Below are 26,890 nucleotides of genomic sequence, written 5' to 3' on the forward strand. Positions count from 1 at the left end.
TTGTCATCAGGAATTTCTTGTTTTTATCCAGGTTACCAGCGTAAAGGCTGACGCTATAACTAAGGTAAGGCGAGCTATCTCAACTACATCGCCCCATCCCGCCGAGTAGTACAGTCCGTTGAAAGTAGCGTATGCATAACTTCCTCCGAACCAGGCAACTGAACATGCAACCAGCCAAATACAGGCAGTGCATAAAAACACGATGACTAATCGGCCAATCATTTCTTGCTTCCTGTTTGCTGCGCCCTGTTAATCGCACCCTGTACCATTTCCTGCAACGTTCCTCCAGTGAACCCGCCACCAATGACTGCAGTGTTGTTCGGATTGAACAGGTTGTAACCGCTTCCTGTCCACACCCCGCTACCCGCCCACGAGCCAGCATTATTGATTGTCGGTCGCATTATTGAGTTAATCGTATTCGCACTAACCATACCTGCGCTATAACCGATCGCACTAAATGCGCCACTCGTGATGCCAGCACCAATGATGCTGTCGCTCTTGCCGTACACCACATTATTAATCGCCGTGCCTGTCGCACCACCCACGCCATTCACGAACACGTTCCATCCCAGCCCGCCGGACGCGCCAACGCCGCCCGATATCGCTGCAATGGCCACGTCTATAGGATTGATCGTTCCGTACTGATAATACTGCGAACCTGCATTGATCCCCGCGCTAATCGCGCCAGTGCCCGCCGGCGATGCCCACGCTCCTGAACCCAATGCCCCGCCCGAACTGAGGATCGGTACGCCCGGTAACGCCGCAACCGGTCCCGCCACAGCAATACCGCCCGCGAGTACCGCGGCTCCAATCGTCCCCTTCGTATAGGCATCACGATACGCAGCGTCGCGATTGACCGAGTTCGCAACATCACCCGCTGCCGGCTGGTTCAGCCCTGCGCCGTTCGGGTAATAGCCCCCATACATGTTCGGATTCGCCTTCTGATCGGGCGTCGCATAGAACATATAGCCAGGCCCACTGTTGCCGTCCGCTGGCAACATGCCGTGCGCCTGACCCAGAAACGCGCTGGCAGACTGGTTCCATGCACCTGCCGATCCATTCTGTACCTGCCGATCCGCTTGCGCTGCCAGATCGCTAACCGCCTGGTCAACAGTAATGCCTTGCTGCTTCGCGTAAGCGGCCGCATTGTCCTTGATCCACTTCTGTTCATCAGGGTGCAGTTGCCGGTTGTACAGATCGGCATTCGAGCCGGTGAACGCCCCCGAATTGCCGCCGACCAGCGCGCCAGCGCCACCCGCCAGCGCATTCGCCAGGATGTTCCCGAGCATGCGGTTCGTGTCGGCGTCACCGGTCGGATTCGCGTCATAAATGGCGTTGCTGACCTGGTTCAGGTTACCCGCAAGGGCTGACGACAGACCAGCGCCTGCTGCGCCTGCCAGCGCATTGCCACCACCCAGGCCTGCGATCAGACCGCCGCCTGCCGTATGCAGCGCCACGCGATACGCCCCGCCTTCATCCCAGTCAGCCGCTTCCTGCGCGTACTGCGCGGCGAGTGCTGTGTCACCTGCGTCAAGGGCCTGCTGCTTGGCGGCCAGGGCATCTTTCTGCTTGCTGTCGGCATATTGCCCGATTCGCGTTGACACCGCTTCGCCGGCCGCGCTCGCCGCGCCCATCATGTCTGCCTGCTGGTTCAGCAGGTTGTTCACGTCCGGCGTTTTCGCCACCGTCCCGTTCGTGTTCGACGTATCGCGGTTCACGCTCGCGAGGTCCTGCTGCTGGTTCGCCGTGTCCGTGACGTTGATCGTGCCCGCGCTGATGCCGCTTTTCGTCGTCGCGCTGTCGCTGCCGCTGTCGTGCTGGCTGAGCATCGGCGTCACGCCGCCCGAATTGTGCACGGAACCCGTGCCCGTCGTCGCGTAGTTGTTGCCGCCATTGCCCAGTGATCCGCCCGCGCTGAAACCGCTGCTCGACGCGTTGTAGTTCGACGAGTTCTGGATATCGCTGAAGCTGAGCGTGCCGGTCGTCAGCGTGTTCTGCGACGTATCGGCTGCGCTTGCGATCACCGCACCCTTCAGGTCGGTGTTGCCCTTGACGGTGATATCAAAGCCGCCCGTGCCCGCCTGGATGCCGGCCTGTTCGTTCACGCCCGCATAACTGCCGCTGGCGTCGCCGTGCTGGCTGCTGAAGCTCGCGCTGCCGCCGCCCATGCTCACGCTGAAACCGCCTCCCGAGCTTTCCTGGTGCGCGGCGCTGGTGAGCGTATCCTGGACGCTGGCAATGTTCAGGTTCCCGCCAATGGCGGCCGTGACCAGGTTGCCGCTCACGTCCGAGCCGATGATGTTGGTATCCCCGCCCGAAATGATCGTCACGCCGTTCGTCGCCGTGACGTGCGTGTTGTTCTGCATCGCGGCGTCGCTGTTCGCATTACCGCCCGCTTTCGACGTGGCCGCATCGACGCCCCAGCCGCCCGTGCCGTACGAGATGCCCACGCTCGCGCTGCTCGACTGGTTCGTGCTGCGCGTTGAATCCGTGTCGGTCGTATTGAGCAGGTTCACCTGGTTCGTCGCCGCCAGCAGTACGTCGTTTGCGCTGACGTTCGAACCGGCAATGGTCACGTTGCCGCTGCCCGGCGTGCCGTTGCCGGTTGCCACGAATGCCGCCGTGCCGCCCCCCGACACACTCGAACCCTTCTGCGTCGTCGAGTTTTCCGTAAAGGTGTTCGTCGAACTGCTCGATCCGTAGCTCAGTTCGATCTTCGCTTCAGGTTTTTTGCCGCTCGCCAGATCGCCCGCGAGACCCGCCGCCGCACCGGCCGCATCAATCGCGCCGCTAGCAGCCGCGATGCCGTGCAGCGCCGCCGCGCGGCTGTCCTGGCTGTTGCCCGCCGCCTTCGACTGCTGCACGGTGTTCGACAGCACATCGAGCACCGGCGCCTTCACCGCCAGCGTGAAGCCGCTCTGTTTCACCACCTGTGTCTCATCGTGGTGCATCGTATCGGTCGCCGCATCGATCGTTACGTTCGCGCCGGTGCCGGTGATGTTCTGCGCGGCGACAAGCGCGCTGCCGGTCACATGCAGGTCGTTACCCGCCGCGATGGCCAGGCTGCCGTTCAGCGAGCCGATCACGCTGCCGTTATTCGCCACCTGCGACGTGTTCGACGTGTCGGTCTGCTTCTTGCTGCCGTACGAAATGCCGATGCCGCCACTCGTACCAAAGCCGGACTCCTGTTTCTCGTAGTAGCTCGACGTGTTCTGCGTGTCCTGCGAGGTCGTGATCGTCACGTCACGCGCGGCACTCAGTGCCACATCGTTCGTGCCGACGATCGTGCTGCCCGCCACGTTGATATCGCGGCCACCCGCGATCATCACGCCATCCGCCGAAATCAGGCTGCCCTGGCTCAGCGTCGCCGTCTGGGCGATCCCGCTCGAAATCTCCGTACTGCTCGCCACGCCGCTGTGGCTGTGCGTTTCCTGCGAATTCAGCGTATGCGTTTCGGTTGCCGCGCCCACGTTCACATCGCCGACGGCCAGCAGGTTCGCGTTGCCCTTGTCAAGACTGATCGTGCTGCCGCTGAGCGTGATGTCCTTGCCCGACGCGATGGTCAGCGTATCGCCGCCATGCAGCGTCGTGCCCGTCAACGTCTGGTCGGACTGGTGCAGCGACTCCGCATAACTGCCGTGAGCATCGCTGCCGGCACTGTTGCTGTTCACCGTCGAGGTCGCGCTGGCGGTCCCCAGCAGCACGTTGCCGTTCACCGCGACCGTGCTGCCACCGCCCAGGTCGATCTGTGCGCCGCGCGCCGTCAGGTCGCCACCGACGCCAATCGCCGACACGCCGCCGACCTTCACGGAACTGCCGGTCGCGCTGTTGATGTTCGTGTCCGACACGCCGTTCGCACGCTCGACCACCTTGTGCTCGCCAGTCTGCACCGAGCCGAGGTCCCAGTTGCCGCCAACGGCCATGCCGAGGTTGCCGCCAACGCTGAGGTTGCCCGCGTTCTGCTCGAAGTTGCCGCCCGTCACGATCACGGCATCACCCGTCACGTTCAGGCTGGCGACCGGACCCAGCGTCGTCGAGACACGTGTGGCGCCCGTGGCGCTCACCTGGTCCAGCGTGTTCGTTGCCGTATTCAGGAGCAGGTTGCCGCCCGCGTTCAACGCGAGGCTCCCGGCGCTCACCTTCGCCGAGGTCAGATTGACATCGCCCGTCGTCGTCAGCGCCATCAGGCCGCCGCTTTTCAGCGCGCCGAACGCGTTGTCGATGGACTTGCCGTCAATCGTGAGCGAATTGCTGGCCTGCACCGTGCCGCTGTTCGTGAAGGTCTGCGTGTTCTGAAGATTGACGTCGGTCGCCGCGATGAGTGGCCCGTTCATGTTCTGCTGGCTGGCCTGCGCGAGATAGACGACCGGCACCAGAACGGATTGCCCATCCACCACTTCCGTCTGCATGATGATCACGTTGCTGGTGAGCGCGGCCACCTGCGCGGGCGACAGGCTCATGCCGAGCGGCAGGTCAAGTGACTGTGCCAGCCCCGCGCCCGCACCGAGCAGCGCCTCGTACATCGACTGGAGGTCCGTGTACGGGCCGAGTACGGCCTTGCCGGTCAGCGAGGTGATCTGGTTGCGGACCAGCTGCTGCTCATAGAAGCCGTCACCCAGGCGCTTTTCGGTCGTCTGCGGATTCAGCCCCAGCTGCTGGAGGTAGTAGTCGCTCGACAGGAAACTGCGCGCATTCGTAAAGGCCGGATTGGTCTCGATCAGGTACGTGGCGCCCGGCACCGAGGTCGGCTTGAACAACCCACCCTGGGGCACTGTCAGGTTGCTCACGACGTTGACCGCCGTGGCGCGCGCAATGACCGGATCAACCTGGGCCGCGCCGCCCTGGACCGATGTTGCCCCGGTCTTCGTGACGCCCGCGCTGCCCTGGACCGGCGTTGCCCCGGTCTTCGTGACGCCCGCGCTGCCGCTGACAGCGCCGACATTCACGCCACCCAGCGACTGGCCGGGCAGCAGGCCGAGCGACGGCAGCGAGGCGTTGCCGGCGATATTGTCGATGCTCACGCCCGAGCCGGACAGGGTGCCGCCCGCGTCGAAACTCGATTCGTGGGCGGGCAGCGCGTAAGGACGGATGTCCGCCGGGGCCGCCTGGGTGTAGCCGCCCGGATGGGCCGTGACGAACCCGGCATCGCCGAATGGCAGTTGCCAGTTGTGTTCGGTATTGTCGTAGTTGTTGTAGTGATACTGGCCCGAGTAGGTCACCTGCACGCCGGGCGCGAGCTGCCCGCGCCAGCTGTTCTGGTCAAGCGTGGCGGGCAGTGCAATGTTGCCCACCGCCGCGACCTGGCTCCAGTAGTTCTGGAACAGGCCCACCGACGACGCATCGAGGTTGCCGCCCGCGATAATCTGCCCGGACGGACTGATGCCCGTAATCAGGTTCGCGAGCGCCACGCCCGTATAGGTCGTGTACTGGTAGCTGCTGTTCCACTGGCCGCCATGCGGCGGATCGGTCGGCACGCCACCGATCATCGTCGGGTCGCCCGTGGAACCCAGGACCTGCGGATTGCCCGGCCCGCACGCGGCCATGTAGGTGGCCGTGCACCCCGACAGGCTGATGCCGAGCTGCTCGATGAGCGCCGGATCGACCGGCGCACTGTAGGACCCCGTGGTCGTCATCACGCGCCGCGTGTTCGTGACCTGATCGGCGTGCAGTTCCATATCGCTGCCCGATTCGATCAGCGCGGACTGGTTGCGGATCAGCGCCGCGTTGGTGTAATTGCCGTTCGCATCCTTGCCACCCGCCAGCACGACCTTACCCAGGCCGTAAATCGCCGTCTGCGCCTGCGTGTCCGTTGCGGTCGTATCGTCGCGGTTCTCGATGTCGTTCGCGAGCAGCTCGAGCGTGCCGTTACTGTCCGATGCCCCGATCAGGGCAGTCGGCCCGAGGTTCGACAACGTGCCAGTCGCCGCCAGCGACACGCTGGCGCCCACCATCACGCCCGTGTTCGTCAGGGTATTCGAGTGCGTGGCGAGCAGGCCACCCGCTGCAATCGTGCCCGAATTCTCGATGGTGCCCGCATCGATGCCGAGGTCGTTGATCGATAGCAGGGTCGCGGCATTGCTGAAGGTGCCGGGCAAGGTAAACGCCAGACGGTTGCCCGCGTTGAACTGGTAAGCGGGGGTCGCGCTGAAATCGCCCTGCAGCATCAGCGACACATTGTTGACCGCACTGTATGCACCGCCACCGTACAGCGTGCCTGCATTCACCGACAGGTCGTGCGTTGCGCCGATCTGGCCGTTCGTGTTCGTGAGCGCACCCGTCGTCGTGATATCGACGTCACCGTTCGCGATATTGCCGATCTGGCCGCCGCTGTTGTCCAGCGTATCGCCCTGAAGCCTGATATTCGCGCCGCCCAGCTGGCCGCCCTGGGTGTTGACAAGCGATGACGCACCCAGCGTCACATCCCCATTACCGGTGATGGTGCCCGCGCTGTTGATGATCGCGGTTGCACCTTGCACGCTCGTGGTACCGGTGCCGAGGTTACCGACCAAGCCTCCCGAGTTGTCCACCGACGCCGACTGGATATCGAGCGTACTGGCGTCATTCGTTACACCGGTGCCGGACTGAATCCGGCCATTCGCATTCGTCAGCACGCCGCCGTTGTGCAACCACAGGGACGACAGCGAGCGCATCAGCCCCTGCGAATTGTTCACGTTGCCCGCGACACTGGCCGTGATACCGCCCAGTGCCGCGAAGACTCCACCCGAATTGTTCAGGCCGCCCGCGCTGGCGACGATCTGGCCGGCACTGATGATATTGCCCGCGACGTTGCTGATCGTCCCCGCCCCGTTACCCGGGGCAAGCGTCAGGGTGCCCGTTCCGGCGTGCGTGATCGAGCCGCCGTCGTTAATGAGCGTCGCCGGCGCGAGCGTGAGATCGGTACTGTTGGTTTGCAGCGTGCCGCCCGCTGAATTGTCGAGCGTATTGCTGACATTGACCGTCATCGGCGACACGCCATACTGCGTGATCGTGCCGCCGTGGTTCAGAAGGTCTGTCGCGGACAGCGCAAGCTGGTTCGCCTCGATGTCGCCGCCGCTGTTGTCGAGCGTAGTGCCGGTCGTCACACTCAGGTTCGGCGCAACGATGGCCCCGCCGTTGTTTGTCAGCGAGCCGGTGCTGATCGTTTCATTCGAGCCCGCGCCGATCTCACCGCCATCGTTCGTCAGCGTGCCGCTGGCAAGCGCCAGGTCGGCATTCGACAGCAGCTTGCCGTTCGTATTGTCCAGCGCACCGCCGACCGTTGCCGTGAGCCCGGTCTGGCCGATGACGACGCCCGCCGTGTTGTTGAACGTACCGGTCCGGGCGACGACCGTCCCGTTGCTGGCGATGTTGCCGCCGGCATTCGACAGGGTGCCCGACCCGTTACCCGGCGCAAGCGTCAGGGTACCCGTGCCGGCGTGCGTGATCGTGCCGCCGTCGTTGATGAGCGTCGCCGGTGCGAGGGTGAGGTCCGTGGTGTTCGTCTGCAGCGTGCCGCCGCTGGAGTTGTCCAGGGTGTTGCTGACATTGACGGCCATCGGGGAGGCGCCATACTGCGTGATCGTCCCGCCGTGATTCAGAAGGTCTGTCGCGGACAGCGCGAGCTGGTTCGCTTCCACATCGCCGCCGCTGTTGTCCAGCGTATGGTCGATCGTCACTGCCAGATTCGGGGCGACGATCGAGCCGCCGCGATTCGTCAGCGAGCCGCCATGAATCGTCGTGGCCGAACCCGCGCCGAGCGTGCCGCCATCGTTCGTCAGCGTGCCGCCCGTCACGCTCAGGTCCGTATTCGACAGCAGCCTGCCGTTCGTATTGTCCAGCGCGCCGCCGACCGTCGCCGTGAGCCCGGTCTGGCCGATGACGGCGCCCGCCGTGTTGCTGAACGTACCGGTCCGGGCGACGACCCGCCCATTGCTGGCGATGTTGCCGCCGGCATTCGACAGGGTGCCCGACCCGTTACCCGGCGCAAGCGTCAGGGTGCCGGTGCCTGCGTGCGTGATCGTGCCGCCGTCGTTGATGAGCGTAGCCGGTGCAAGTGTGAGGTCCGTGCTGTTCGTCTGCAGCGTGCCGCCGTCCGCATTGTCGAGCGTGCCGGACACATCGACGGCCATCGCACCGGTCCCGGTCTGCATGATGCTACCGCCGTGATTGACGAGGGTCGTCCCGTGTAGCGCGATCTGGTCGGCGCTGATCGCGCCAACGCTGTTGTCGAGCATCGCGGCGCTGGCGGTGACCTTCTGTTCTGCCTCAATCGTGCCGCCCGCGTTGGTCAGCGTCGTGCCGGCCGACGCGGCGGTGTTGCCGTTCGCCGCGAGCGTGCCGCTATTCGCCAGCGACAGTGCCGCATTGGCGGCCAGGTTCTGCGCGGCGGTGATGGAGCCGGCGTTCACGATCTGTCCGGCCTGCGCCGTTACGTTGCCGTTGCCGCCGATGGTGCCGCCTTGGCCGTTATTGAGCAGGCCGGTGGTGGTCACGCCGAGGCCGTCGGCATTCAGCGACGCGATGTGTCCGCCCGTGTTGTCGAGACTGCCGGCGTAAGTCGTGAGCGCGCCCGCCGCCTGCATCGTGCCGCCCTGGTTCGACACCGCGCCCGCGACGTTCTCAGCCAGCGTGCCGCCCGACACGATCTGGCCGCTGCGGTTCGACAATGCGCCCGCTGCGATCGTCTGTGCACCGCCCGACGAGAGCGCACCGTTGTCGTTCGTCAGCGTGCCGGCTGCGCTGGCCGACAGCGTGCCGCCTGCGGTCGTCGTCGCGCCGGATGTGTTCAGGTCGCCGATTGTCGCTGTGAGGGCAAGCGTGCCGTTCGCGGAAGTCTGGCTACCAGCGAGATTGACCGAGCCACCTTGCAGCGCGGCGTTACCGCCCGCTGCGTTGCGGCCAGTCGCGGACACTGCGCCACTGCCGGTGACCGCCAGGTCGCCAGACTGCGCAATCGAGCCGTCGCTGTCGATCCCCGCGCCGAGCGTACCGGTCGAATTCACGCTGCCCGCGTTCACGGTCGTGTTCTGCTGTGCGGCGAGCGTGCCGCTGTTGTTCAGGTCACCCGCTGTACTGGCAGAAACGGATTGCCGCGCATAGGTCGTGCCGCTATTATCGATGCCGTCGTGCGCCGACAGCGCCATGTTGCCGCTCGCGCTGGTACTGCCGGTGAGCACGAGCCGGCCCTGCGTGGTGAGCGTCAGGTCGCCCGCCTGCGCGGCAATCACGCCCCGGTTCGAAACCCCTACACCGAATTCGTTCGAGGCCAAAACGATACGGTTGGCGTACATTCCGCCCAGCTGGCTCACGTCAATCGAGATGGCCGGCGCCGGGCCATCACCGGCGATCGGCGTCGCCGCGAGCGAGTCATGATCGACATGGTTCGCGCCCGTCACGACGTTCAGCGTGTTCGCATACAACCTGGCATTCGCCGCGACCGAGCGGGCGATCAGATCAACCTGATCGATATTCGACGCATTCAGCCCGTCACCCTGCACGGTGATCTGCCCTCCACGCACGTCGAAACCGGTGAGGCTGCCGTCCGGGCCGTAGCTCGGCGTGCCAGTCGTGAGGGTTGCGCGCGAGGTGTTGATGAACGAGCCACCATTGACCGAAATCCCCGAACCATTCGCTATGACGACCTGGGCGCGCGCGCCCGCGACTTCGAGCGGCCCGTTGATCTGGCTCGCGGCACTGCTGTTGACCTGGTTGACGATGATCCTGGCGTACTGGCCCGCCGCGAAGTTAGGATTGCCGTTGATCTGCCCGGCAAGCTGCGTGCCGGTGATGACCGGCGAGTTGTTCAGGATCGCGCCGGGCTTCTGTACGTCGAACTGTGAATACGTATTGATCGAGACGCCAGCCCCCGAAGGCCGGGCCACGTTCACCTGCGGCAGACCATTCGGTGTCTGGATGACACTCGCGCCGGAACCCGGTGCAGCGACAATCTGCGCGTAACTGGTCGCCGGCCTGAGCGCGGGGACGGCACCGAGCAGGAGCATGGCCGCGAGAGCAGCATGCCGCAGCGCGAATCGCGTGATGGGTGTGCGCCGATACGAGCCGCCTGCGCACGTGGTTTCTCCCGATGCTGCCTTGCCGTTACCTGTTGCGGTCTCCTCGACGGCAACCAGCATCCCTCGTAGCCGGCTGAAAACCAGCCGGAAACTGTTGGTATTCATTTGCTCTTTTTTCGTTGTTCGCACAACGGATTATTGTAAGTAAGCTGAAGGGTATCGAAAGGCAACAGCAACCAACGAGTCAAACGTTGTCGCGCGACAACGCTTTGTACAAATCGGATTTATCTGATTGCGGGGCAAAAGAAGCTCAAACCGCTAATTCTGAAGCGGGCACCTCGGTCAATCAGCAGTATTGGAAACCTGCCGGACCACACCGAGGTCCACCAGTGCCTGTGACAAAGCAGTCATCCACCCCTTCTCGCGCTGCGCGCTCGCCGGCAAGGTCCATCCCAAATCACTCGCTGTCTTTCACCGTCGTAAGCCCACGCGCGCACCATGTTGACGCGCAAGAATGCTCGCTTGCGGTGCATCGCCCCATCAACTCCCCGCTCCGCCCCGCTGCACCGGCATGGCACACACCTTGCTCGACAACTACCCACGATGCTGCCGCGTCCTGACGGCAGCCGACCGCCTGTCGCCACCACCGCTCACATAACATGACCCGATCGACCCTTCGTCCCGCGCGCCGCGCCCTGCTCGCTGCCCTGTTGCTCTCGCCCGTCCTCGCGTTCAATGCGCCGGCCGCTCAGGCGGATACGCTCGATAACATCGCTAAAGCCGGTGTGCTCAAAGTCGCCGTGCCGGAAGACTATCCGCCGTTCGGCTCGGTCGGCGCCGATATGAAGCCGCAAGGCTATGACATCGATACCGCGGCCCTCCTCGCGAAGTCGATGAACGTGAAGCTCGAACTCGTGCCGGTCAACAGCGCGAACCGCATTCCGTATCTGCAAACCGGCAAGGTCGATCTGGTCATCTCGTCGCTCGGCAAAACGCCGGATCGCGAGAAGGTCATCGATTTCTCGAACGCCTATGCGCCGTACTATCAAGGCGTGTTCGGTCCGGCCGACCTCAAGGTCGCCAGCCCCGCCGATCTCACCGGCAAGACGGTCGGCGCCACGCGCGGCGCGCTCGAGGAAATCGGTCTCACGCAGATGGCGCCGAACGCGACCATCAAACGCTTCGAAGACAACAACGCCACCATCGCCGCATTCCTCTCCGGTCAGGTGCAGTTGATCGCCGCCGGTAACATCGTGGCCGCCGCGATCCTCGCGAAGAACCCGCCGCGTCGGCCGGAACCGAAGTTCGTCATCAAGAATTCGCCGTGCTTCGTCGGCATGAACAAGAACGAAGGCCGCCTGCAACAGAAGGTCAACGCCGCCATCGCGCAAGCGAAACAGGACGGCACGCTCAACACGATGTCGAAAAAATGGTTCGGCACGCCGCTGCCGACAGATCTGTAAGCGTGTCGTTAGCCGGACTTGATACCGTGACAGGCTCATCCGGCATTGCGCTCGTCCTGGCCCATCCGTGCACGGCACGCGATCGCGGCCATGACGCGCAGCGCCGGTCATCATCGCCGCCTGCCCCATCGGGACAGGCGCAACCCTAAGCACATAATCGATGAAGCTGACACCTCGCGAGAAGGACAAGCTGCTGATCTTCACCGCCGCGCTGCTCGCCGAACGGCGCCGCGCGCGCGGTCTCAAACTGAATTACCCGGAGGCGATCGCCTTCATCACCGCGGCGCTAATGGAAGCGGCCCGCGACGGCAAGACCGTCGCCGAAGTCATGCACTACGGCACCACGCTGCTCAGGCGTGACGACGTGATGGAAGGCGTGCCGGAAATGATCCCCGACATCCAGGTCGAAGCCACCTTCCCCGACGGCACCAAGCTCGTCACCGTTCATCACCCGATCCCCTAATCACGTAAGGCAGGCCCCATGATTCCCGGCGAACTCCTCATCGACGACGGCGAACACGAACTCAACGCGGGCCGCGCCACCGTCACGGTGGTCGTGTCGAATACCGGCGACCGGCCGGTGCAGATCGGCTCGCACTACCACTTCTACGAAGTGAACCCGGCGCTCTCCTTCGATCGCGAAGCGGCACGCGGCTTCCGGCTGAACATCGCGGCGGGCACCGCCGTGCGCTTCGAGCCCGGCCAGGAACGCACTGTCGAACTGGTCGAACTGGCGGGTGAGCGCGTCGTCTACGGCTTCAACGGCAAGGTGATGGGCAAGCTGTGATGCGCGAATCACGCGCGCTTGCTCGAACCGCCCTGCTCATTTCCGGACCCACACCATGACATTACGCATTGGCCGCCGCGCATACGCGGAAATGTTCGGCCCCACCACCGGCGACCGCGTGCGCCTCGCCGATACGGACCTGTTGATCGAAGTCGAACGCGACTTCACGACCTACGGCGAAGAAGTGAAATTCGGCGGCGGCAAGGTGATTCGCGACGGCATGGGCCAGTCGCAACGCGTGCACGCCGACGTGGTCGATACGGTCGTCACCAACGCGGTGATTCTCGATCATTGGGGCATCGTCAAAGCCGACATCGGCATCAAGAACGGCCGCATCGCCGCGATCGGCAAAGCAGGCAACCCGGACATTCAGCCGAACGTGACGATCGCGATCGGCGCGTCCACCGAAGTGATCGCCGGCGAAGGCCTGATCGTGACGGCGGGCGGCATCGATACGCACATTCACTTCATCAGCCCGCAGCAGATCGAAGAAGCACTCGCGAGCGGCGTGACGACCATGCTCGGCGGCGGCACCGGTCCCGCGACGGGCACGAACGCCACCACCTGCACGCCGGGTCCGTGGCATCTCGAACGGATGCTGCAAGCGGCCGACGGTTATCCGATGAACCTCGGCTTTCTCGGCAAGGGCAACGTGAGCCAGCCGCAGCCTGCCTTGGAGCAGATCGCCGCGGGTGCGATCGGCCTGAAGCTGCACGAAGACTGGGGCACGACGCCCGCTGCAATCGACAACTGTCTTTCCGTTGCCGACGATACCGACACGCAGGTCGCGATTCACACGGATACGCTGAACGAAGCAGGCTTTGTCGAAGCGACAGTCGCGGCGTTCAAGGGCCGCACGATCCACACGTATCACACGGAAGGCGCAGGCGGCGGCCACGCGCCGGACATCATCAAGGTGTGCGGCGAAGCGAACGTGCTGCCCTCGTCCACCAATCCGACGCGCCCGTATACCGTCAACACGCTCGAAGAACATCTCGACATGCTGATGGTGTGCCACCACCTGGACCCGTCGATCGCGGAAGACATCGCGTTCGCCGAATCCCGCATCCGCCGCGAGACCATCGCCGCCGAAGACATCCTGCACGACCTCGGCGCGCTGTCGATGCTGTCGTCGGATTCGCAGGCCATGGGGCGCGTGGGCGAAGTGATCATCCGCACGTGGCAGACCGCGCACAAGATGAAGGTTCAACGCGGCGCGCTGCCCGAAGACAACGCGCGCCACGACAATTTCCGCGCGAAGCGTTATGTCGCGAAGTACACGATCAACCCGGCGATCACGCACGGCATTTCACATGAAGTCGGCTCGATCGAACCCGGTAAATGGGCCGACCTGGTGTTCTGGCAGCCGGCCTTTTTCGGCATCAAGCCGTCGCTGATACTGAAGGGCGGCATGATCGCGATGGCGCAGATGGGCGACCCGAACGCGTCGATTCCGACGCCGCAGCCGGTCCACTATCGCGAGATGTTCGCGACACGCGGCGGTGCGCTGGGTCGCACGTCGCTCACCTTCGTTTCGCAGATGGCCGCGGATGCGGGCGTCGGCGAACGCTACGGCCTGAATAAGCGTATCGTTGCCGTAAAGAACTGCCGCAACATCACGAAGGCCGACATGATTCACAACGCGTGGCGTCCGGCGATCAGCGTCGATCCGGAGACGTATCAGGTCATCGCCGACGGTCAGTTGCTGACCTGCGAACCAGCAACCGTACTGCCGATGGCGCAACGCTACTTCCTGTTCTAAACCATGCGCACCATCGACAAACTGATCGCGCCGCATCTGAAGCTCGCGCCTGTATTGATCAAGCGCGCGCCGACCTTGACGCTCGCTTTCGACGACCGCCGCAAGAGCCGCCTCGCGGCGACGCTCGACAACGGCGAGGAAGTCGCGCTGCTGCTGCCGCGCGGCACGGTTCTGCGCGACGGCGATGTGCTGGTCGCCGACGACGGCGGTTTGGTGCGCGTCGTGGCCGCGCCCGAAACGGTGCTGTACGTCCGTGCCAAAGATGCGCTGACGCTCACGCGCGCCGCGTACCATCTCGGCAATCGCCACACGCCCGTCGAAGTCGGCGCGGATTATCTGAAGCTCGAATACGATCCGGTGCTGGCCGATATGCTCAAGCGCATAGGCGCAACGGTCGATCAGGTGTCGATGCCGTTCCAGCCGGAATCCGGCGCGTACGGCGGCGGCCACAGACATGGTCACGACGAGACCTTCGCCGAAGACTACGCAATCGCGCAGCAGGTGTTCGGCGAGCATCACGGTCATGAGCATTCGCATGATCACGACCGTGAGCACGACCATGAGCACGGCCATGGCCACGCGCACGGCCACGATCATGAGCACGGCCACTCGCACGATCACGACCACGGCGATCACGTCCACGACGAATCGTGCGGCCACGGGCATCACCCTCATCATGCGCATCGCTGAACTCACGGCGCTGCTGCATCTCGCGTCGCCGGCGCTGCCGATTGGCGCGTTCAGCTACTCGCAGGGTCTCGAAGCCGCGATCGAAGCGCATTTGATCACCGACGTCGATTCCGCACGCGACTGGATCGCCAGCGGTTTGAGCGATGTGCTCGCGCATGGCGAACTGCCGTTTCTCGCGCATCAGATCGAACGCTGGCGCGCGCATGATGCTGCGGGACTGGCCTCGGCGAATAGCGAGTTCCTCGCGAGCCGCGAGTCGGCCGAATTGAGACGCGAAACGGAGCAGATGGGCTGGTCGCTGCGGCAGTTGTGCGTGTCGCTGGAATGGGGCGATCCAGCACGGCGCGCGACGCTGGCTTCGATGACGCCTTTGGCCCAACCCACGGCATTTGCGTTCGCCGCCTTCGCGCACGACGCGGCGCCCGACGCCGCTCTCGCCGCTTACGCCTTCAGCTGGGTGGAGAACCAGGCCGCCGCCGCGTTGAAAGCGGTGCCGCTCGGCCAGCTCGCCGGACAGCGCATCATCGTCGCGTTGCGCGAGCCGATCGACGCCGCCGTCACGCGCGCACTGGCCACCACACCGGACAACATCAGCACCTTCGCGCCGCAATTAGGCATTTTGTCGGCGCGTCACGAGTCGCAATACTCGCGGCTCTTTCGCTCATAAGCAGACTAATGCAGACTTAGGCAGACTTAGGCAGATCCATCATGAACGCACCTCATCACCCCGCTCTTCGTACGAAGAAACTGCCGCCGCTGCGCGTAGGCGTCGGCGGCCCGGTCGGCTCGGGCAAGACCACGCTGCTCGAAATGCTCTGCAAGGCGATGCGCGAACAGTACGACCTCGTCGCGATCACCAACGATATCTATACGAAAGAAGATCAGCGTCTGCTGACGGTGGCGGGTGCGCTGCCGGCCGAGCGAATCATGGGTGTGGAGACAGGCGGCTGCCCGCACACGGCGATTCGCGAAGACGCGTCGATCAACCTCGAAGCCGTCGACCGCATGCTCACGCGTTTTCCCGACGCGGACATCGTGTTCATCGAATCGGGCGGCGACAACCTCGCGGCAACCTTCAGCCCGGAGTTGTCGGACCTGACGATCTACGTGATCGACGTCGCCGGCGGCGAGAAGATTCCGCGCAAAGGCGGACCGGGGATTACGAAGTCGGACCTGCTGGTGATCAACAAGACGGATCTGGCGCCGATGGTCGGCGCGAATCTCGATGTGATGGCGTCCGACGCGAAGAAGATGCGCGGCGAGCGGCCCTTCGTGATGTGCAATCTGAAGGCGCTCGACGGCCTGGACGAGGTGGTGAAGTTTATCGAGAAGAAGGGGTTGTTGAAGGTTTGAGCCTTCACTCGCCCGGATGGCATTCGAGCAGAAATGCCATCATCTCGGTCCCATCCTTCGATAGATAGAAGCGCACCATCTTTTCGTTGAAGTCCCCCGCCCGCTGCGCCGGGACACTGATTGCGTCGATGCCGTTCGACATGAGCACGCCGTTCATCATGAAGCGCGAGGTGCGCTTGTTGCCGTCGAAGAAGAATTGCTGCAACGCGCCGAACAGGAAGAACGCGCAACCACGCTCGAAGACATTCGGGACCTGCTCGGTCAGCGCGCGGGTTCCGGCAGCGAAAACCCGGTTGAGTTCTGGAGCACCGGCCACGGTCGGCAGCGGCGTATACCGCCCTGCCTCACCTAAAGCTACGTCGGGTGTGTACCGGGTTTCATCGCCTTCCCCGCGGAACACGCCCCACTCCAGCGCCTCGTTGCGCGCAACAAGACGATGCAGGTCGCAAAACGTCGCTTTGTCGAGCGCAAAACGGCCGTTCTGTACGATCTCCAGCAGATATTTCGAACTCTCCACCAGGTTCAGGACCTGCTCCTGATCAGAGATCTTCCGTCCGCCAACGGTGACGCCATCGAGCAGCGTTTTTACCTCGGGGAACGTAAAAGGATTGCCTTCGAGCACGCTCGCATCCCACACGAATTCCGGCAGCATCCGATGAAAGCGGAAACACACCCGTTTGATCGAGTGGATCGGCATGTCTTGCGGAATCGCGGCACGGTCCCATTGGAAGCCGAGGTCGGTGAAAAGCGTCATGGCAGGTCGTGAAGGGAGCGGTTCAAGTCACAGGGCAGTCAGCGCTCAAGCCCGGTGTTGGCAGAATATACGATTTATCGGCGCACAAAGCGATAACGCGAGCGCAGCATTCGCGGCGCTCGAATCACTACTCCGGCAACAACGCCATCAACACATCCACCGTCCGCGCGGTCGCGCCGCGATGGCGCGCGGCGAACGCCGAGGCCGCGCCGCTCATCGCGAGCCGCCGCGCCTTGTCGCCGAACAGCTCGCGCAGCGCGCGCGCCAGATCGGCCGGGTCTTGCACCTGCACCGCCGCACCCGCCGCGACCGCATCGGCGGTGGCTTGCGTGAAGTTGAACACGTGCGGTCCGATCAGCACCGGCACACCGACCGCACACGCCTCGATCAGATTCTGCCCACCGAGCGGCAACAAACTCCCGCCGATGAACGCCAGATCCGACGCGGCATAGTAAGCGCCCAGCTCGCCCATCGAATCGCCGAGCAACACATTCACATTCGAAGGCAACGCCGGCACGCCGCCGCCCGCGCCGGAAGCAGCCGAAGCCACGGTCGCCGCGGGCGCCCAGGTCGAACGCCGCTCGATGCGCAAGCCGGCTTTCTCGACCAGCGCCGCCACTTCGTTGAACCGTTGTGGATGCCGCGGCACTAGAATCAGCAACGCGTCGTCGATGCCGAGCGCGGCGAACGCCTGCAACACCAACGCCTCTTCGCCTTCACGCGTACTCGCTGCGACCCACGCCGGCCGCGCGCCGATCGCCGCGCGCCACGCATGACCGCGCGCCGCCAGTTCCGGCGGCGTGCTCATGTCGAACTTGAGATTGCCGAGCACCGCGACATTGCGCGCGCCCAACGCCGTGAGCCGCTCCGCATCCGCCGGACTCTGCGCCAGCACGCGCGCAAAACCGCCGAACACGCCCCTGGTTGCGTTGCCGAACTTCGCAGCGCGCTTATAAGAACGCGCGGACATCCGCGCATTGGTCAGCACGAGCGGCACATCCGCGCGACGGCATTCGTCTATCAGCGTCGGCCACACTTCCGTTTCCATCACCAGACCGAGCGACGGCCGCCACGTCCGCAAGAACCGCCGCACCGCGTGCGGCATGTCGTACGGCAAATAGCTGCGCAACACGCGGTCGCCGAATATCTGCTCGCCGGTCGCGCGGCCGCTCGGCGTCATATGCGTAAGCAGAATCCGCGCGTCGGGCCGCGCCTTCATCAGCGCGTCGATCAGCGGCTGCGCGGCGCGCGTCTCGCCCACCGACACCGCATGCACCCAGATCAGCGGCGCATCGTCTTCCGGCAGCCGGCCACGCGCAGAACCGAAACGCTCGCCGATATGCTCGCGATAACCGCGCTCCTTGCGCGAGCGGATCAGCAAACGCAATACGGCAAGCGGCGCGACGATCCACCAGAGCGCGTTATAGATCGCCCTCAGCATCGGGGCTCCGCGTCTTTCAGCGAGTCTGACAAGAAGAAAGCGGCGCTCAAACCAGCGCCCTGCCCTTCAGGCGCTCGAGAATGCCGAGCGGCGCGCATTCCGGCTGCGCCATCGCCTTGACCGGCAGGAAGAAAGTCTGCTCCAGCATGAACTGACCGGACATCACCGCGTGCGAAGTCTGGTCGGAGAAACACACCCACACGCTGCCGGTCGGAAACGGCACGGTTTCCTGCGGGCACGACTTCTGATAGTCGAGATCGGCCTTCATGCCGTCGTGCAGATTCAGCATCAGATGGTCGTATTCGCTGCGCGGCGATTTGGTCACGTGTAGCAGATTCAGCAGCCACGCGGAGCCGGGCATCTGCGGCTTGATGCGCGGCAGGAAGCGCCTCGCCATGTCCTCGAACGGTTCGCCGACGCGCCACACGCGCGGCACGCCATACGGATTGACGTTGGTGAACACGCGCAGGATGCGCTCGCCGTAGTTCGGCCGCGACGGAAATGCATCGACGTGCAGACGGCTATCGTCCTTGCGCCACGAAGTCTGGCGCGTTTCCACCTGATGCAGACGCAAACTGGTGGGCGCGACGCGCAGCGTGCCGTTGTATTCGGGGAAAAGCCCATCGACCAGCGTGCGCGCATTGGCCTGATAACGCGCGATCAACGCGCGCACCGCCGATTGCGCGACGGCGTCGCCGGCCACGCCGTGCAGCGCGCCGCCATTCGGTTCGAGGCTGATGTTCTTGCGGTTCGGGTCGGCGAGCGCCGGATCGAGCAGCGCCTGCTCGCCGCCTTCGATCGCAAAGCGCAGATTCGGGAAGTACAGCACTTTGCCGCGCTCGACGCCGGCGAGCAGCGTTTCGCGCGGCACGGACAGATTGCGTCCGTGCCAGTCAGCGTTCGCTACTTCGATGATCTGGGTTTCGTTCATGGTCGCCCTTGAAAACGGATGAAGCGTAAGGCGAAGCGCACGCCGCGTTACAGCAGGCCGAAGCCGGCCAGTGCGGACTTCAGCTGTTGCAGCGTGGGCGGCTGCCCGGCGGTGCCGAGATTGACGACGTTCGGCGACCAGTAGCCGCCGGTGCGCCACGCGGTGGCGAAATTGTACAACTCGATCGTCGGCCGCTTCAGCGCCGCGGCGATGTGAACCAGACCTGTGTCAACCCCGACCGTCGCGGCGGCACCGTCGATCAGGCCGACCACCGCCGGCAACGACAGCCTGGGCGGCACGATCGCCGCGGCGCCGAACTCCTTGGCCAGACGCTCACTGGTCGTGCGCTCTTCGTCGCTGCCCCACGGCAGCACGATCGACGCGCCACGCCGCACCAGCGACTGGCCCAGGTCGATCCACGCGGCATCGGGCCATTGCTTGTCGGCGCGCGAGGTGGCGTGGACGAACACCACGTACGGCACCGGCAGGTTCAGATTCGCCTCCGACAAAGCCAGCGCCGCGCGCCCGGTGTCGATGCCGAAATCGATTTCGTCGGTGGGTTGCGGCTGCGGGTCGTTCAGCGCCGCGGCCACCAGTTGGCGCGTGCGTTCGACCACATGGGTGCGCGGCTCGATCGGCACGCGCTTGTCGTAGAAGAAACGCACCGGCCATTCGAAGCCCGCGCCGTCGGTGCGGTTCGCGAGGCCGACCAGCGGTCCGCGCGCCATGCTCGCGACCCACGCGGTCTTGATGAGCCCCTGGCAGTCGATTACGAGATCGTAGTGCTCGGCGGCGAGCGCACGCCGGAATGCGCCGATCTCGCGCCAGTTGTCGAGCGACAGGAGCCGCTTGCGCCAGCGCCGCAGCGACACGGGAATCGCCCGGTGCACGCCGGTCACGAGCTGCACGAGCCCCACGAAGCTTTCTTCGACGAGCCAGTCGATCTGCGCTTGCGGATGGCGGCGGCGAATGTCGGCGATCACCGGCATGTTGTGAACGACGTCGCCCAATGACGACACCCTCACGATCAGTATCTTTTGCACGCTCAAGAGTGGGAAAACCGGCTATCCGGCCCGAAGATGCGTTGAAAGAGCCCCCGAACCTGTCGCTTCGCGCCAGGCCTCCCGAGGGGGTTGATCCCCCAATCCCCCAAGGGGACTTCCTTCGGGGCGGGGGACTTCCTGCGGAGCGGAAAACTTAGGGCGGCCCGGCGTTTTAGTAAGAGCGCCCCCAAACCTGTCGCTTCGCGCCAGGCCCCCCCGAGGGGGTTGATCCCCCAATCCCCCAAGGGGACTTCCTTCGGAGCGGGGGACTTCCTGCGGAGCGGAAAACTTGGGGCGGCCCGGCGTTTTCTCACGAGGACGGCAATTTTAGCGCGTCGCATGCCAATGCCATGAAAAAACGCGGCGCGGTAAGTGAAACCCGCGCCGCGTTCGGCGGCAGCCGCGGGCGGTTCAACTCGAACCGCCCGCAGCTTTTCGTCGCCCAAACCGTCAGAACGGCAGTTTGGCGTCAGCCTTCTCCGCGAGGATCACGCGGCGAAAGTCTTCCTGGATGCGCTTGAGCGCTTCGTCGTTATCGGCCTCGAAACGCATCACGACCACCGGCGTGGTGTTCGACGAACGCGCCAGACCAAAGCCGTCCGGATATTCGACGCGCAGGCCGTCGATCTTCACGACGTCGTCCGCGCCGGTGAACTTCGCGTTCTGCTGCAAACGCGCGATCAGCTCGAAGTTTTCGCCTTCCTCCAGCTTCAGTTGCAGCTCCGGCGTGGAATGCGAGTTCGGCAGCGAGTTCAGCAGCGTGCTCGGATCGGACACGCGCGTGAGGATTTCCAAAAGACGCGCGCCCGTGTACAGGCCGTCGTCGAAACCGTACCAGCGGTCCTTGAAGAACACGTGACCGCTCATTTCGCCTGCCAGCGGCGCGCCGGTTTCGCGCAGCTTCGCCTTCACGAGCGAGTGGCCGGTCTTCCACATCAGCGGCTCGCCGCCCTTGTCCTTCACCCACTTGGCCAGATTGCGCGTGCACTTCACGTCGTAAATGATCTGCGCGCCCTGGTTGCGCGACAGCACTTCTTCGGCGAACAGCATCAGCTGGCGATCCGGATAAATGATCTGGCCGTCTTTGGTGACCACGCCGAGACGGTCGCCGTCGCCGTCGAATGCGAAACCGATTTCAGCATCGGTTTCCTTCAGCGCGCGGATCACGTCCTGGAGATTCTCGGGGTGCGCCGGGTCCGGGTGGTGATTCGGGAAGTTGCCGTCGATCTCGGTGAACAGTTCGACCAGTTCGCAGCCAAGCTTCTTGAAGAGCTTCGGCGCGAGGCCGCCGGCCACGCCATTGCCGGTGTCGACCACGATCTTGATCGGGCGCGCGAGCGTGATGTCGCTCGCGATGCGATCGAGATACGTATCGGCGATGTCGTACTCGGTGTACGTGCCGGTGCCGGTGGCGAAGTTATCGTCGACGATGCGCTGATGCAGCGCGAGAATCTGCTCGCCGTAAATCGCCGCGCCGCGCAGCACCATCTTGAAGCCGTTGTAGTCCGGCGGATTGTGGCTGCCCGTCACGACGATGCACGAGTCGACGCGGCGCTCGCCGCCGTCGAGCTGCAACGGCACGCTGGCCGCGAAGTAGCCCACCGGCGTGGGCACCATGCCGACGTTGACCACGTCGACGCCTGCCGCGCGCAAGCCGTCCGACAGCGCCTGGATCAGTTCGGGACCGGACAGGCGGCCGTCGCGCGCGACCACCACGGCGTCGCCGCCTTGCGCCCGCACTTCGCTGCCGAATGCACGGCCGATCGAACGGGCTGCATCGGCATCGAGCGTCTTGCCGATCACACCGCGAATGTCATACGCCTTGAAGATAGATTTGGAGATCATATTGGCTCACTTGCGTGCAAAGGAAAATTTTGACCGGCGCTACGCTGATCAATCGGTAAATTGGTCGCTAACCTGGCCGTTGAGCTGGCCGTTACCTGGCCGTTGAGCTGGTCATTAACCGATTGGTACAACCTCGCGATGCGCCCTTGCCGGAAGCGATCCGGTTCCAACTTATAATTGCGCCTTTCGGACCTGCCTTATAGACGCCCTATTCTAATGCTTAGACGCCCTCCTTTTGGAAAGTTGCCGCGACTGTCGGCCAGGTGGGCAATGACGCGCGCTGCCGCCGCGCGGCTTGCAACGCTTGCGCCGCCCGCTCGATTCGCGCAACCGGACAGGCGAGCGGCAAGCGGATGCTGACGCTCAAACGCTTCGCCAATCCCGACGTCACGCGCGCCTTCACCAATATCGTCTGGCTCGGGCTGGAGCGGCTCACGCAGATCGGCGTTGCGATCTTGATCAGCGGCATGCTGGCGCGCTACTTCGGGCCGGACATCTTCGGCAAATGGCAGTACGCGAACACGCTGCTGCTGGTGCTGTCGCCGATCACCTGGGTGTGCGGCGCGGAGATTCTGGTCCCCACCATCGTCGGCCGGCCGCCGGCTCAACTCGGCACCGTGCTCGGCAGCGCCTTCGCGCTGCGCATTTCCGTGTCGGTCGCGGCGCTGCTGCTGACATGGCTCGGCATTGCGCTGCACCTCTTCGAACCGATGGTCGGCGCGATGCTCGCCGGCCTCGCGGTCACCATGCTGTTTCGCGAGCCGTTCGTCGGCGTGATCAATGCGTGGCTGCAAAGCATGACGTACAGCAAGCCGCAGTTGCTCACCAGCATGAGCACCGCGGTGCTGAAAGCGGGCTTCGTCTATCTGCTGGTGCGCGCCATGGCGGCGCCCGCGCGCTTCGGCTGGCTGTGGGCGGTCGAATCCGCGGCGATCGGCGCCGTGCTGCTGCTCTATTACATCCGCCGGCATGGCGGCACGCTCGGCTGGCGCTTCGACCGTTCGCTGTTTCGCCACTTCGCGAGCGCGGGCACGGTGTTCTGGCTTGGCCTGATCTGTATGTATCTGTTCCTGAAACTGGACCGGCTGATGCTCGAACGCGCGATCTCCTTCGCCGACCTCGGACGTTATTCGGCCGCGCAGCAGTTGAACGAAAACTGGATCACGCTCGCGCTGATGCTGGCGCAGACGATTGCGCCCGCGTTCGTCTATCGCGTGCAGGAGCCCGCGCAACTGCGCCGCAACATGTGGCGGCTCACCGCGATGACCGCCGCGCTGATGGTGAGCGGCGCGCTCGTGCTGGACCTGCTGGCGGGGTTCATCATCGGCCGCGTGTTCGGGCCGGACTATGAAGGCGCGATCGAGATTTTCCGCTGGGCCGTGTGGCTTTCCGTGCCGGCCGGCATCGAAGCGATCGGCAATCTGATCGTGCTGAAATATCAGGCCAAATTCGTGTTGCTGTCGAAGTGGCTGCTGGCGCTGGCCGTCGCCTTCGTCGTCAATCTGCTGGCGATTCCGCGGCTCGGCGCGTACGGCGCGCTGGTAGGCCTCGCGGCCGGCTATCTGGCGGCGGCGTCGGTCAATCTCTACTACATCCGCTTCAAATTGCGCCCATGACGAATTCATCCGCCGCCGCGCATATTGCCCTCGACGACGTCGCCGTGCTGATGCCCGCGTACAACGGCCAGGCCGACGTCGATCTCACGCTGGCCTCGTTCAGCGAAAGCGCCCCGGTGCACGTGCTGATCGTCGACGACGGCAGCACGCCGCCGATCGTCGCGCCGGCGATCGCCAATCTGCATATCGAAGTGCTGCGCATGCCGGAGAACGGCGGCATCGAGCGCGCCCTGCAAGCCGGCATCGACGCCCTTGCCCAGCGCGGCTTCCGCTATGCCGCGCGGATCGACGCGGGCGACCGCAGCGTGCCGCAGCGCCTCGCCAAACAGCGCGTGTTCATGGAATTGCATCCGCAAGTGGCCGGCCTCGGCATGTGGACGCAGGTCGTCACGCGTGACGGCAAGCCGCTCTTCATGCTGACGCCGCCCGCCGAGCCGAACGCGATTCGCCGTCTGCGGTTTTTCCGCTCATGCCTCGCGCATCCTTCGATGATGCTGCGCATCGACGCGGTGCGCGCGGTCGGCAACTATCGCACGCAATACCGTTCCGCCGAAGACCTCGATCTGTTCGTGCGCCTGATGGAGCGCTACGACTGCGCGAATCTGCCGGAGCTTGGGCTCTATTACGAGCTGAACGAAGGCGGCATCAGCGCGACCAAACGGCGCCGCCAGGTGAGTTCGACGCTACGGCTGCAACTGCGCTACTTCAACGCCGCCAATCTCTACGACTGGCTCGGCCTCGCCAAAAATCTGTTGCATCTGATCACGCCCTACGGCGCGTTACAGCGGGTCAAACGCACGCTGCTCGCGCCGCGCGCAAGCCATTAATTCATTCCACCGTCGAGCCCGTTCCCGCATGAAGCCTGCCTTGAAATCGACGCCCGCGCTGCGCATTACACTCGTCTGTAACACCGCCTGGGCAATCTATACGTATCGGCAAGGTCTGATCCGCATGCTGGTTGGACGCGGCGTCGACGTGACGGTGCTCGCGCCGCGCGATCGCACGTTCGAACTGCTCGCCGCGATGGGTTGCCGCTGCATCGAACTGCCGGTGGCGTCGAAAGGCACCAGTCCACGCGAAGACCTGCGGACGCTTTTGTCGTTGTATCGTTTGTACCGGAGCATCCGCCCGCACGTCGTGTTTCATTACACGATCAAGCCGAACATCTACGGCTCGATCGCCGCGAAGCTGGCGGGCGTGCAGTCGGTAGCGGTAACGACGGGGCTCGGTTACGTCTTCATCCAGCAGAGCCGCGCGGCGCAAGTCGCCAAAAAACTGTACCGTTTCGCTTTCCGTTTCCCGCGCGAAATCTGGTTTCTGAATCGCGACGACCAGGCCGCGTTTGTCGAGCAAAATTTGTTGGTGCATCCTGAGCGTGCGCGTCTGTTGCATGGCGAAGGCGTCGATCTCGAACAGTTCGCGTTCACGCCGCTACCCGAGCGGGCCGAATTCAAGTTTGTGCTGATCGGGCGGCTCCTGTGGGACAAGGGCGTCGGCGAATATGTCGAAGCCGCACGGCGTTTGCGTGAACGTTACCGCCAGGCGCGTTTCCAACTGCTCGGGCCGGTCGGCGTCGACAATCCCAGCGCAATCACGCGCGAAGAAGTCGCTGCCTGGGAACGGGAAGGCGTCATCGAGTACCTGGGAGAGGCGCACGACGTGCGGCCTTTCATCGCCGATGCGGATTGCATCGTATTGCCGTCGTATCGCGAAGGCGTGCCGCGCACGCTGATGGAAGCCTCGGCGATGGGCCGGCCGATAGTCGCGACCGACGTGCCGGGCTGCCGCGAGGTGGTGGCCGACGGCGTCAACGGCTGGCTGTGCGAAGTGCGCAATGCGGAGAGTCTCGCGGCGAAGCTGGCACAGATGCTCGACATGAGCGGCGCCAAGCGCCGCGCAATGGCAGAACGCGGCCGACAGAAAGTCGCAAAAGAATTCGACGAACGCGTGGTCGTCGAAGCATATAAAGACCTGGTGCAGAAAATGACGGGCGTCCTACTTTAACGGAGCAACAGCATGACCACGAAGGGCACGATTCTGGTAACGGGCGGCGCGGGCTTTATCGGCTCGCACACCTGTGTCGAACTGCTGAACGGCGGTTTCGACGTCGTGGTAATCGACAATCTCGTGAACAGCAATCGCGAATCGCTGCGACGCGTGGAACAGATCACCGGCAAGGCGGTGGCCTTCTACGAAGCCGACGCGCGCGACGAAGCGGCGCTCAACCGTATTTTCGACGCGCATCCGATTACGGGCGCGATTCACTTCGCCGCGTTGAAGGCGGTGGGCGAATCGGTCGCCAAGCCGATCGAGTACTACAGCAACAACGTCGGCAGCCTGCTGACACTGCTCGGCGTGATGCGCGAGCGCAATGTGAAGCAGTTCGTGTTCAGTTCTTCCGCGACGGTGTATGGCGTGCCGAAGAGCTCGCCGATCGACGAATCGTTTCCGCTTTCCGCAACCAATCCTTATGGACAGTCGAAGCTGATCGCCGAGCAGGTCTTGCGCGATCTGGAAGTGGCCGATCCTTCGTGGCGGATCGCGACGCTGCGCTATTTCAATCCGGTCGGCGCGCATGAGAGCGGCTTGATCGGCGAAGATCCCGCTGGCATTCCTAACAATCTGATGCCGTATGTGGCGCAGGTCGCCGTGGGCAAGCTCGAGAAGCTGCGGGTGTTCGGCGGCGACTATGAAACGCCTGACGGCACCGGCGTGCGCGATTACATCCACGTGGTAGATCTGGCGCGCGGACACCTGGCGGCGCTCGATGCGCTGGTCGAGCGCGACGCGAGTTTCGTCGTGAATCTTGGGACGGGACAAGGGTACAGCGTGCTGGACGTAGTCCGCTCGTTCGAGAAGGCGTCGGGCAAACCGGTGCCGTACGAGATCGTGGCGCGCCGTCCGGGCGATGTGGCTTCGTGCTTTGCCGATCCGGGGGCGGCGGAGAAGCTCCTTGGCTGGCGTGCTGAGTTTGGGATCGAGAGGATGTGTGCGGATCATTGGCGGTGGCAGTCGATGAACCCCCACGGGTTTGGTGCAGCCTAGCGTCGGGGAGCCGGTTCGTCCCGTGCCCGGTTTTGCCTTGCGCCGGGCACGCTTCGACGGGAAGACCCGCGTTGTCACAGCCCGCCCGCGACGGGCGCCTCCGGTGTGCGTGCCGGTGGCTTTCGCGACGCGCGTCGTTTTTTCGCTACGCGCCGCTCCTGCCCCCTT

The 26,890-nt window shown here is 64.2% G+C and carries 17 protein-coding genes; 11 read left to right on the plus strand and 6 right to left on the minus strand.

Annotated elements, in window-relative coordinates:
• Positions 1-218: 218 nt before the first annotated feature.
• On the minus strand, positions 219-10,157 hold the full coding sequence (locus AC3WLT_RS06825; protein WP_492591143.1) for a two-partner secretion domain-containing protein: 9,939 nt from the start codon (positions 10,155-10,157) through the stop codon (positions 219-221).
• 494 nt (positions 10,158-10,651) lie between these two features.
• On the opposite strand from AC3WLT_RS06825, the gene AC3WLT_RS06830 reads away from it, so the two are divergent.
• From AC3WLT_RS06830 to ureG, 7 genes are all read left to right on the plus strand, one after another.
• Positions 10,652-11,455 carry a transporter substrate-binding domain-containing protein gene (locus tag AC3WLT_RS06830; RefSeq protein ID WP_492591144.1) on the plus strand — a complete coding sequence of 268 codons (804 nt, stop codon included), beginning with the start codon at positions 10,652-10,654 and terminating at the stop codon, positions 11,453-11,455.
• A gap of 160 nt (positions 11,456-11,615) precedes the next feature.
• The gene (gene ureA / locus AC3WLT_RS06835; protein WP_492591145.1) at positions 11,616-11,918 is read left to right on the plus strand and encodes an urease subunit gamma; all 303 of its coding nucleotides are present in this window, start codon (positions 11,616-11,618) and stop codon (positions 11,916-11,918) included.
• 18 nt (positions 11,919-11,936) lie between these two features.
• Positions 11,937-12,242 (plus strand): urease subunit beta, encoded by a 306-nt coding sequence (locus AC3WLT_RS06840; protein WP_492591146.1) that lies wholly within the window; start codon positions 11,937-11,939, stop codon positions 12,240-12,242.
• Positions 12,243-12,297: 55 nt separating this feature from the next.
• Positions 12,298-14,004, plus strand: coding sequence for an urease subunit alpha (gene ureC, locus AC3WLT_RS06845; RefSeq protein ID WP_492591147.1), 1,707 nt, complete (start codon positions 12,298-12,300; stop codon positions 14,002-14,004).
• Between the two features lie 3 nt (positions 14,005-14,007).
• A complete protein-coding gene (gene ureE / locus AC3WLT_RS06850; protein ID WP_492591148.1) occupies positions 14,008-14,694 on the plus strand; it encodes an urease accessory protein UreE in 687 nt (228 codons plus the stop codon).
• Entirely contained in the window at positions 14,681-15,361 is a 681-nt protein-coding gene (locus tag AC3WLT_RS06855; RefSeq protein ID WP_492591184.1) for an urease accessory protein UreF, read from the plus strand. Before ureE ends, AC3WLT_RS06855 begins: the two co-directional genes overlap by 14 nt.
• 41 nt (positions 15,362-15,402) lie before the next feature.
• The gene (gene ureG, locus AC3WLT_RS06860; RefSeq protein ID WP_341312988.1) at positions 15,403-16,047 is read left to right on the plus strand and encodes an urease accessory protein UreG; all 645 of its coding nucleotides are present in this window, start codon (positions 15,403-15,405) and stop codon (positions 16,045-16,047) included.
• 4 nt (positions 16,048-16,051) lie between these two features.
• On the opposite strand, the gene AC3WLT_RS06865 is transcribed toward ureG, so the two are convergent.
• From AC3WLT_RS06865 to AC3WLT_RS06885, 5 genes are all read right to left on the minus strand, one after another.
• On the minus strand, positions 16,052-16,699 hold the full coding sequence (locus AC3WLT_RS06865) for a Fic family protein (RefSeq protein ID WP_492591149.1): 648 nt from the start codon (positions 16,697-16,699) through the stop codon (positions 16,052-16,054).
• Positions 16,700-16,928: 229 nt separating this feature from the next.
• On the minus strand, positions 16,929-18,242 hold the full coding sequence (gene waaA, locus AC3WLT_RS06870) for a lipid IV(A) 3-deoxy-D-manno-octulosonic acid transferase (protein WP_492591150.1): 1,314 nt from the start codon (positions 18,240-18,242) through the stop codon (positions 16,929-16,931).
• Positions 18,243-18,288: 46 nt separating this feature from the next.
• Entirely contained in the window at positions 18,289-19,173 is an 885-nt protein-coding gene (gene kdoO / locus AC3WLT_RS06875) for a Kdo hydroxylase KdoO (protein ID WP_492591151.1), read from the minus strand.
• A gap of 47 nt (positions 19,174-19,220) precedes the next feature.
• Positions 19,221-20,222: a lipopolysaccharide heptosyltransferase I gene (waaC, locus tag AC3WLT_RS06880; RefSeq protein ID WP_492591152.1), complete on the minus strand. Its 1,002-nt coding sequence runs from the start codon at positions 20,220-20,222 to the stop codon at positions 19,221-19,223.
• A 444-nt stretch (positions 20,223-20,666) separates the two neighbouring features.
• Entirely contained in the window at positions 20,667-22,061 is a 1,395-nt protein-coding gene (locus AC3WLT_RS06885; protein ID WP_492591153.1) for a phosphomannomutase/phosphoglucomutase, read from the minus strand.
• 353 nt (positions 22,062-22,414) lie between these two features.
• On the opposite strand from AC3WLT_RS06885, the gene AC3WLT_RS06890 reads away from it, so the two are divergent.
• The 4 genes from AC3WLT_RS06890 to galE are packed head-to-tail and all read left to right on the plus strand — an operon-like array spanning position 22,415 to position 26,722.
• The gene (locus tag AC3WLT_RS06890) at positions 22,415-23,677 is read left to right on the plus strand and encodes an oligosaccharide flippase family protein (RefSeq protein WP_492591154.1); all 1,263 of its coding nucleotides are present in this window, start codon (positions 22,415-22,417) and stop codon (positions 23,675-23,677) included.
• Positions 23,674-24,504, plus strand: coding sequence for a glycosyltransferase (locus tag AC3WLT_RS06895; protein ID WP_492591155.1), 831 nt, complete (start codon positions 23,674-23,676; stop codon positions 24,502-24,504). The genes AC3WLT_RS06890 and AC3WLT_RS06895 overlap by 4 nt, the downstream gene beginning before the upstream one ends.
• A gap of 28 nt (positions 24,505-24,532) precedes the next feature.
• On the plus strand, positions 24,533-25,681 hold the full coding sequence (locus AC3WLT_RS06900; RefSeq protein ID WP_492591156.1) for a glycosyltransferase family 4 protein: 1,149 nt from the start codon (positions 24,533-24,535) through the stop codon (positions 25,679-25,681).
• A gap of 12 nt (positions 25,682-25,693) precedes the next feature.
• Positions 25,694-26,722 carry a UDP-glucose 4-epimerase GalE gene (gene galE / locus AC3WLT_RS06905; RefSeq protein ID WP_492591157.1) on the plus strand — a complete coding sequence of 343 codons (1,029 nt, stop codon included), beginning with the start codon at positions 25,694-25,696 and terminating at the stop codon, positions 26,720-26,722.
• Positions 26,723-26,890 lie beyond the last annotated feature (168 nt).

This window comes from Paraburkholderia sp. FW306-2-2C-D06C (assembly GCF_058781505.1).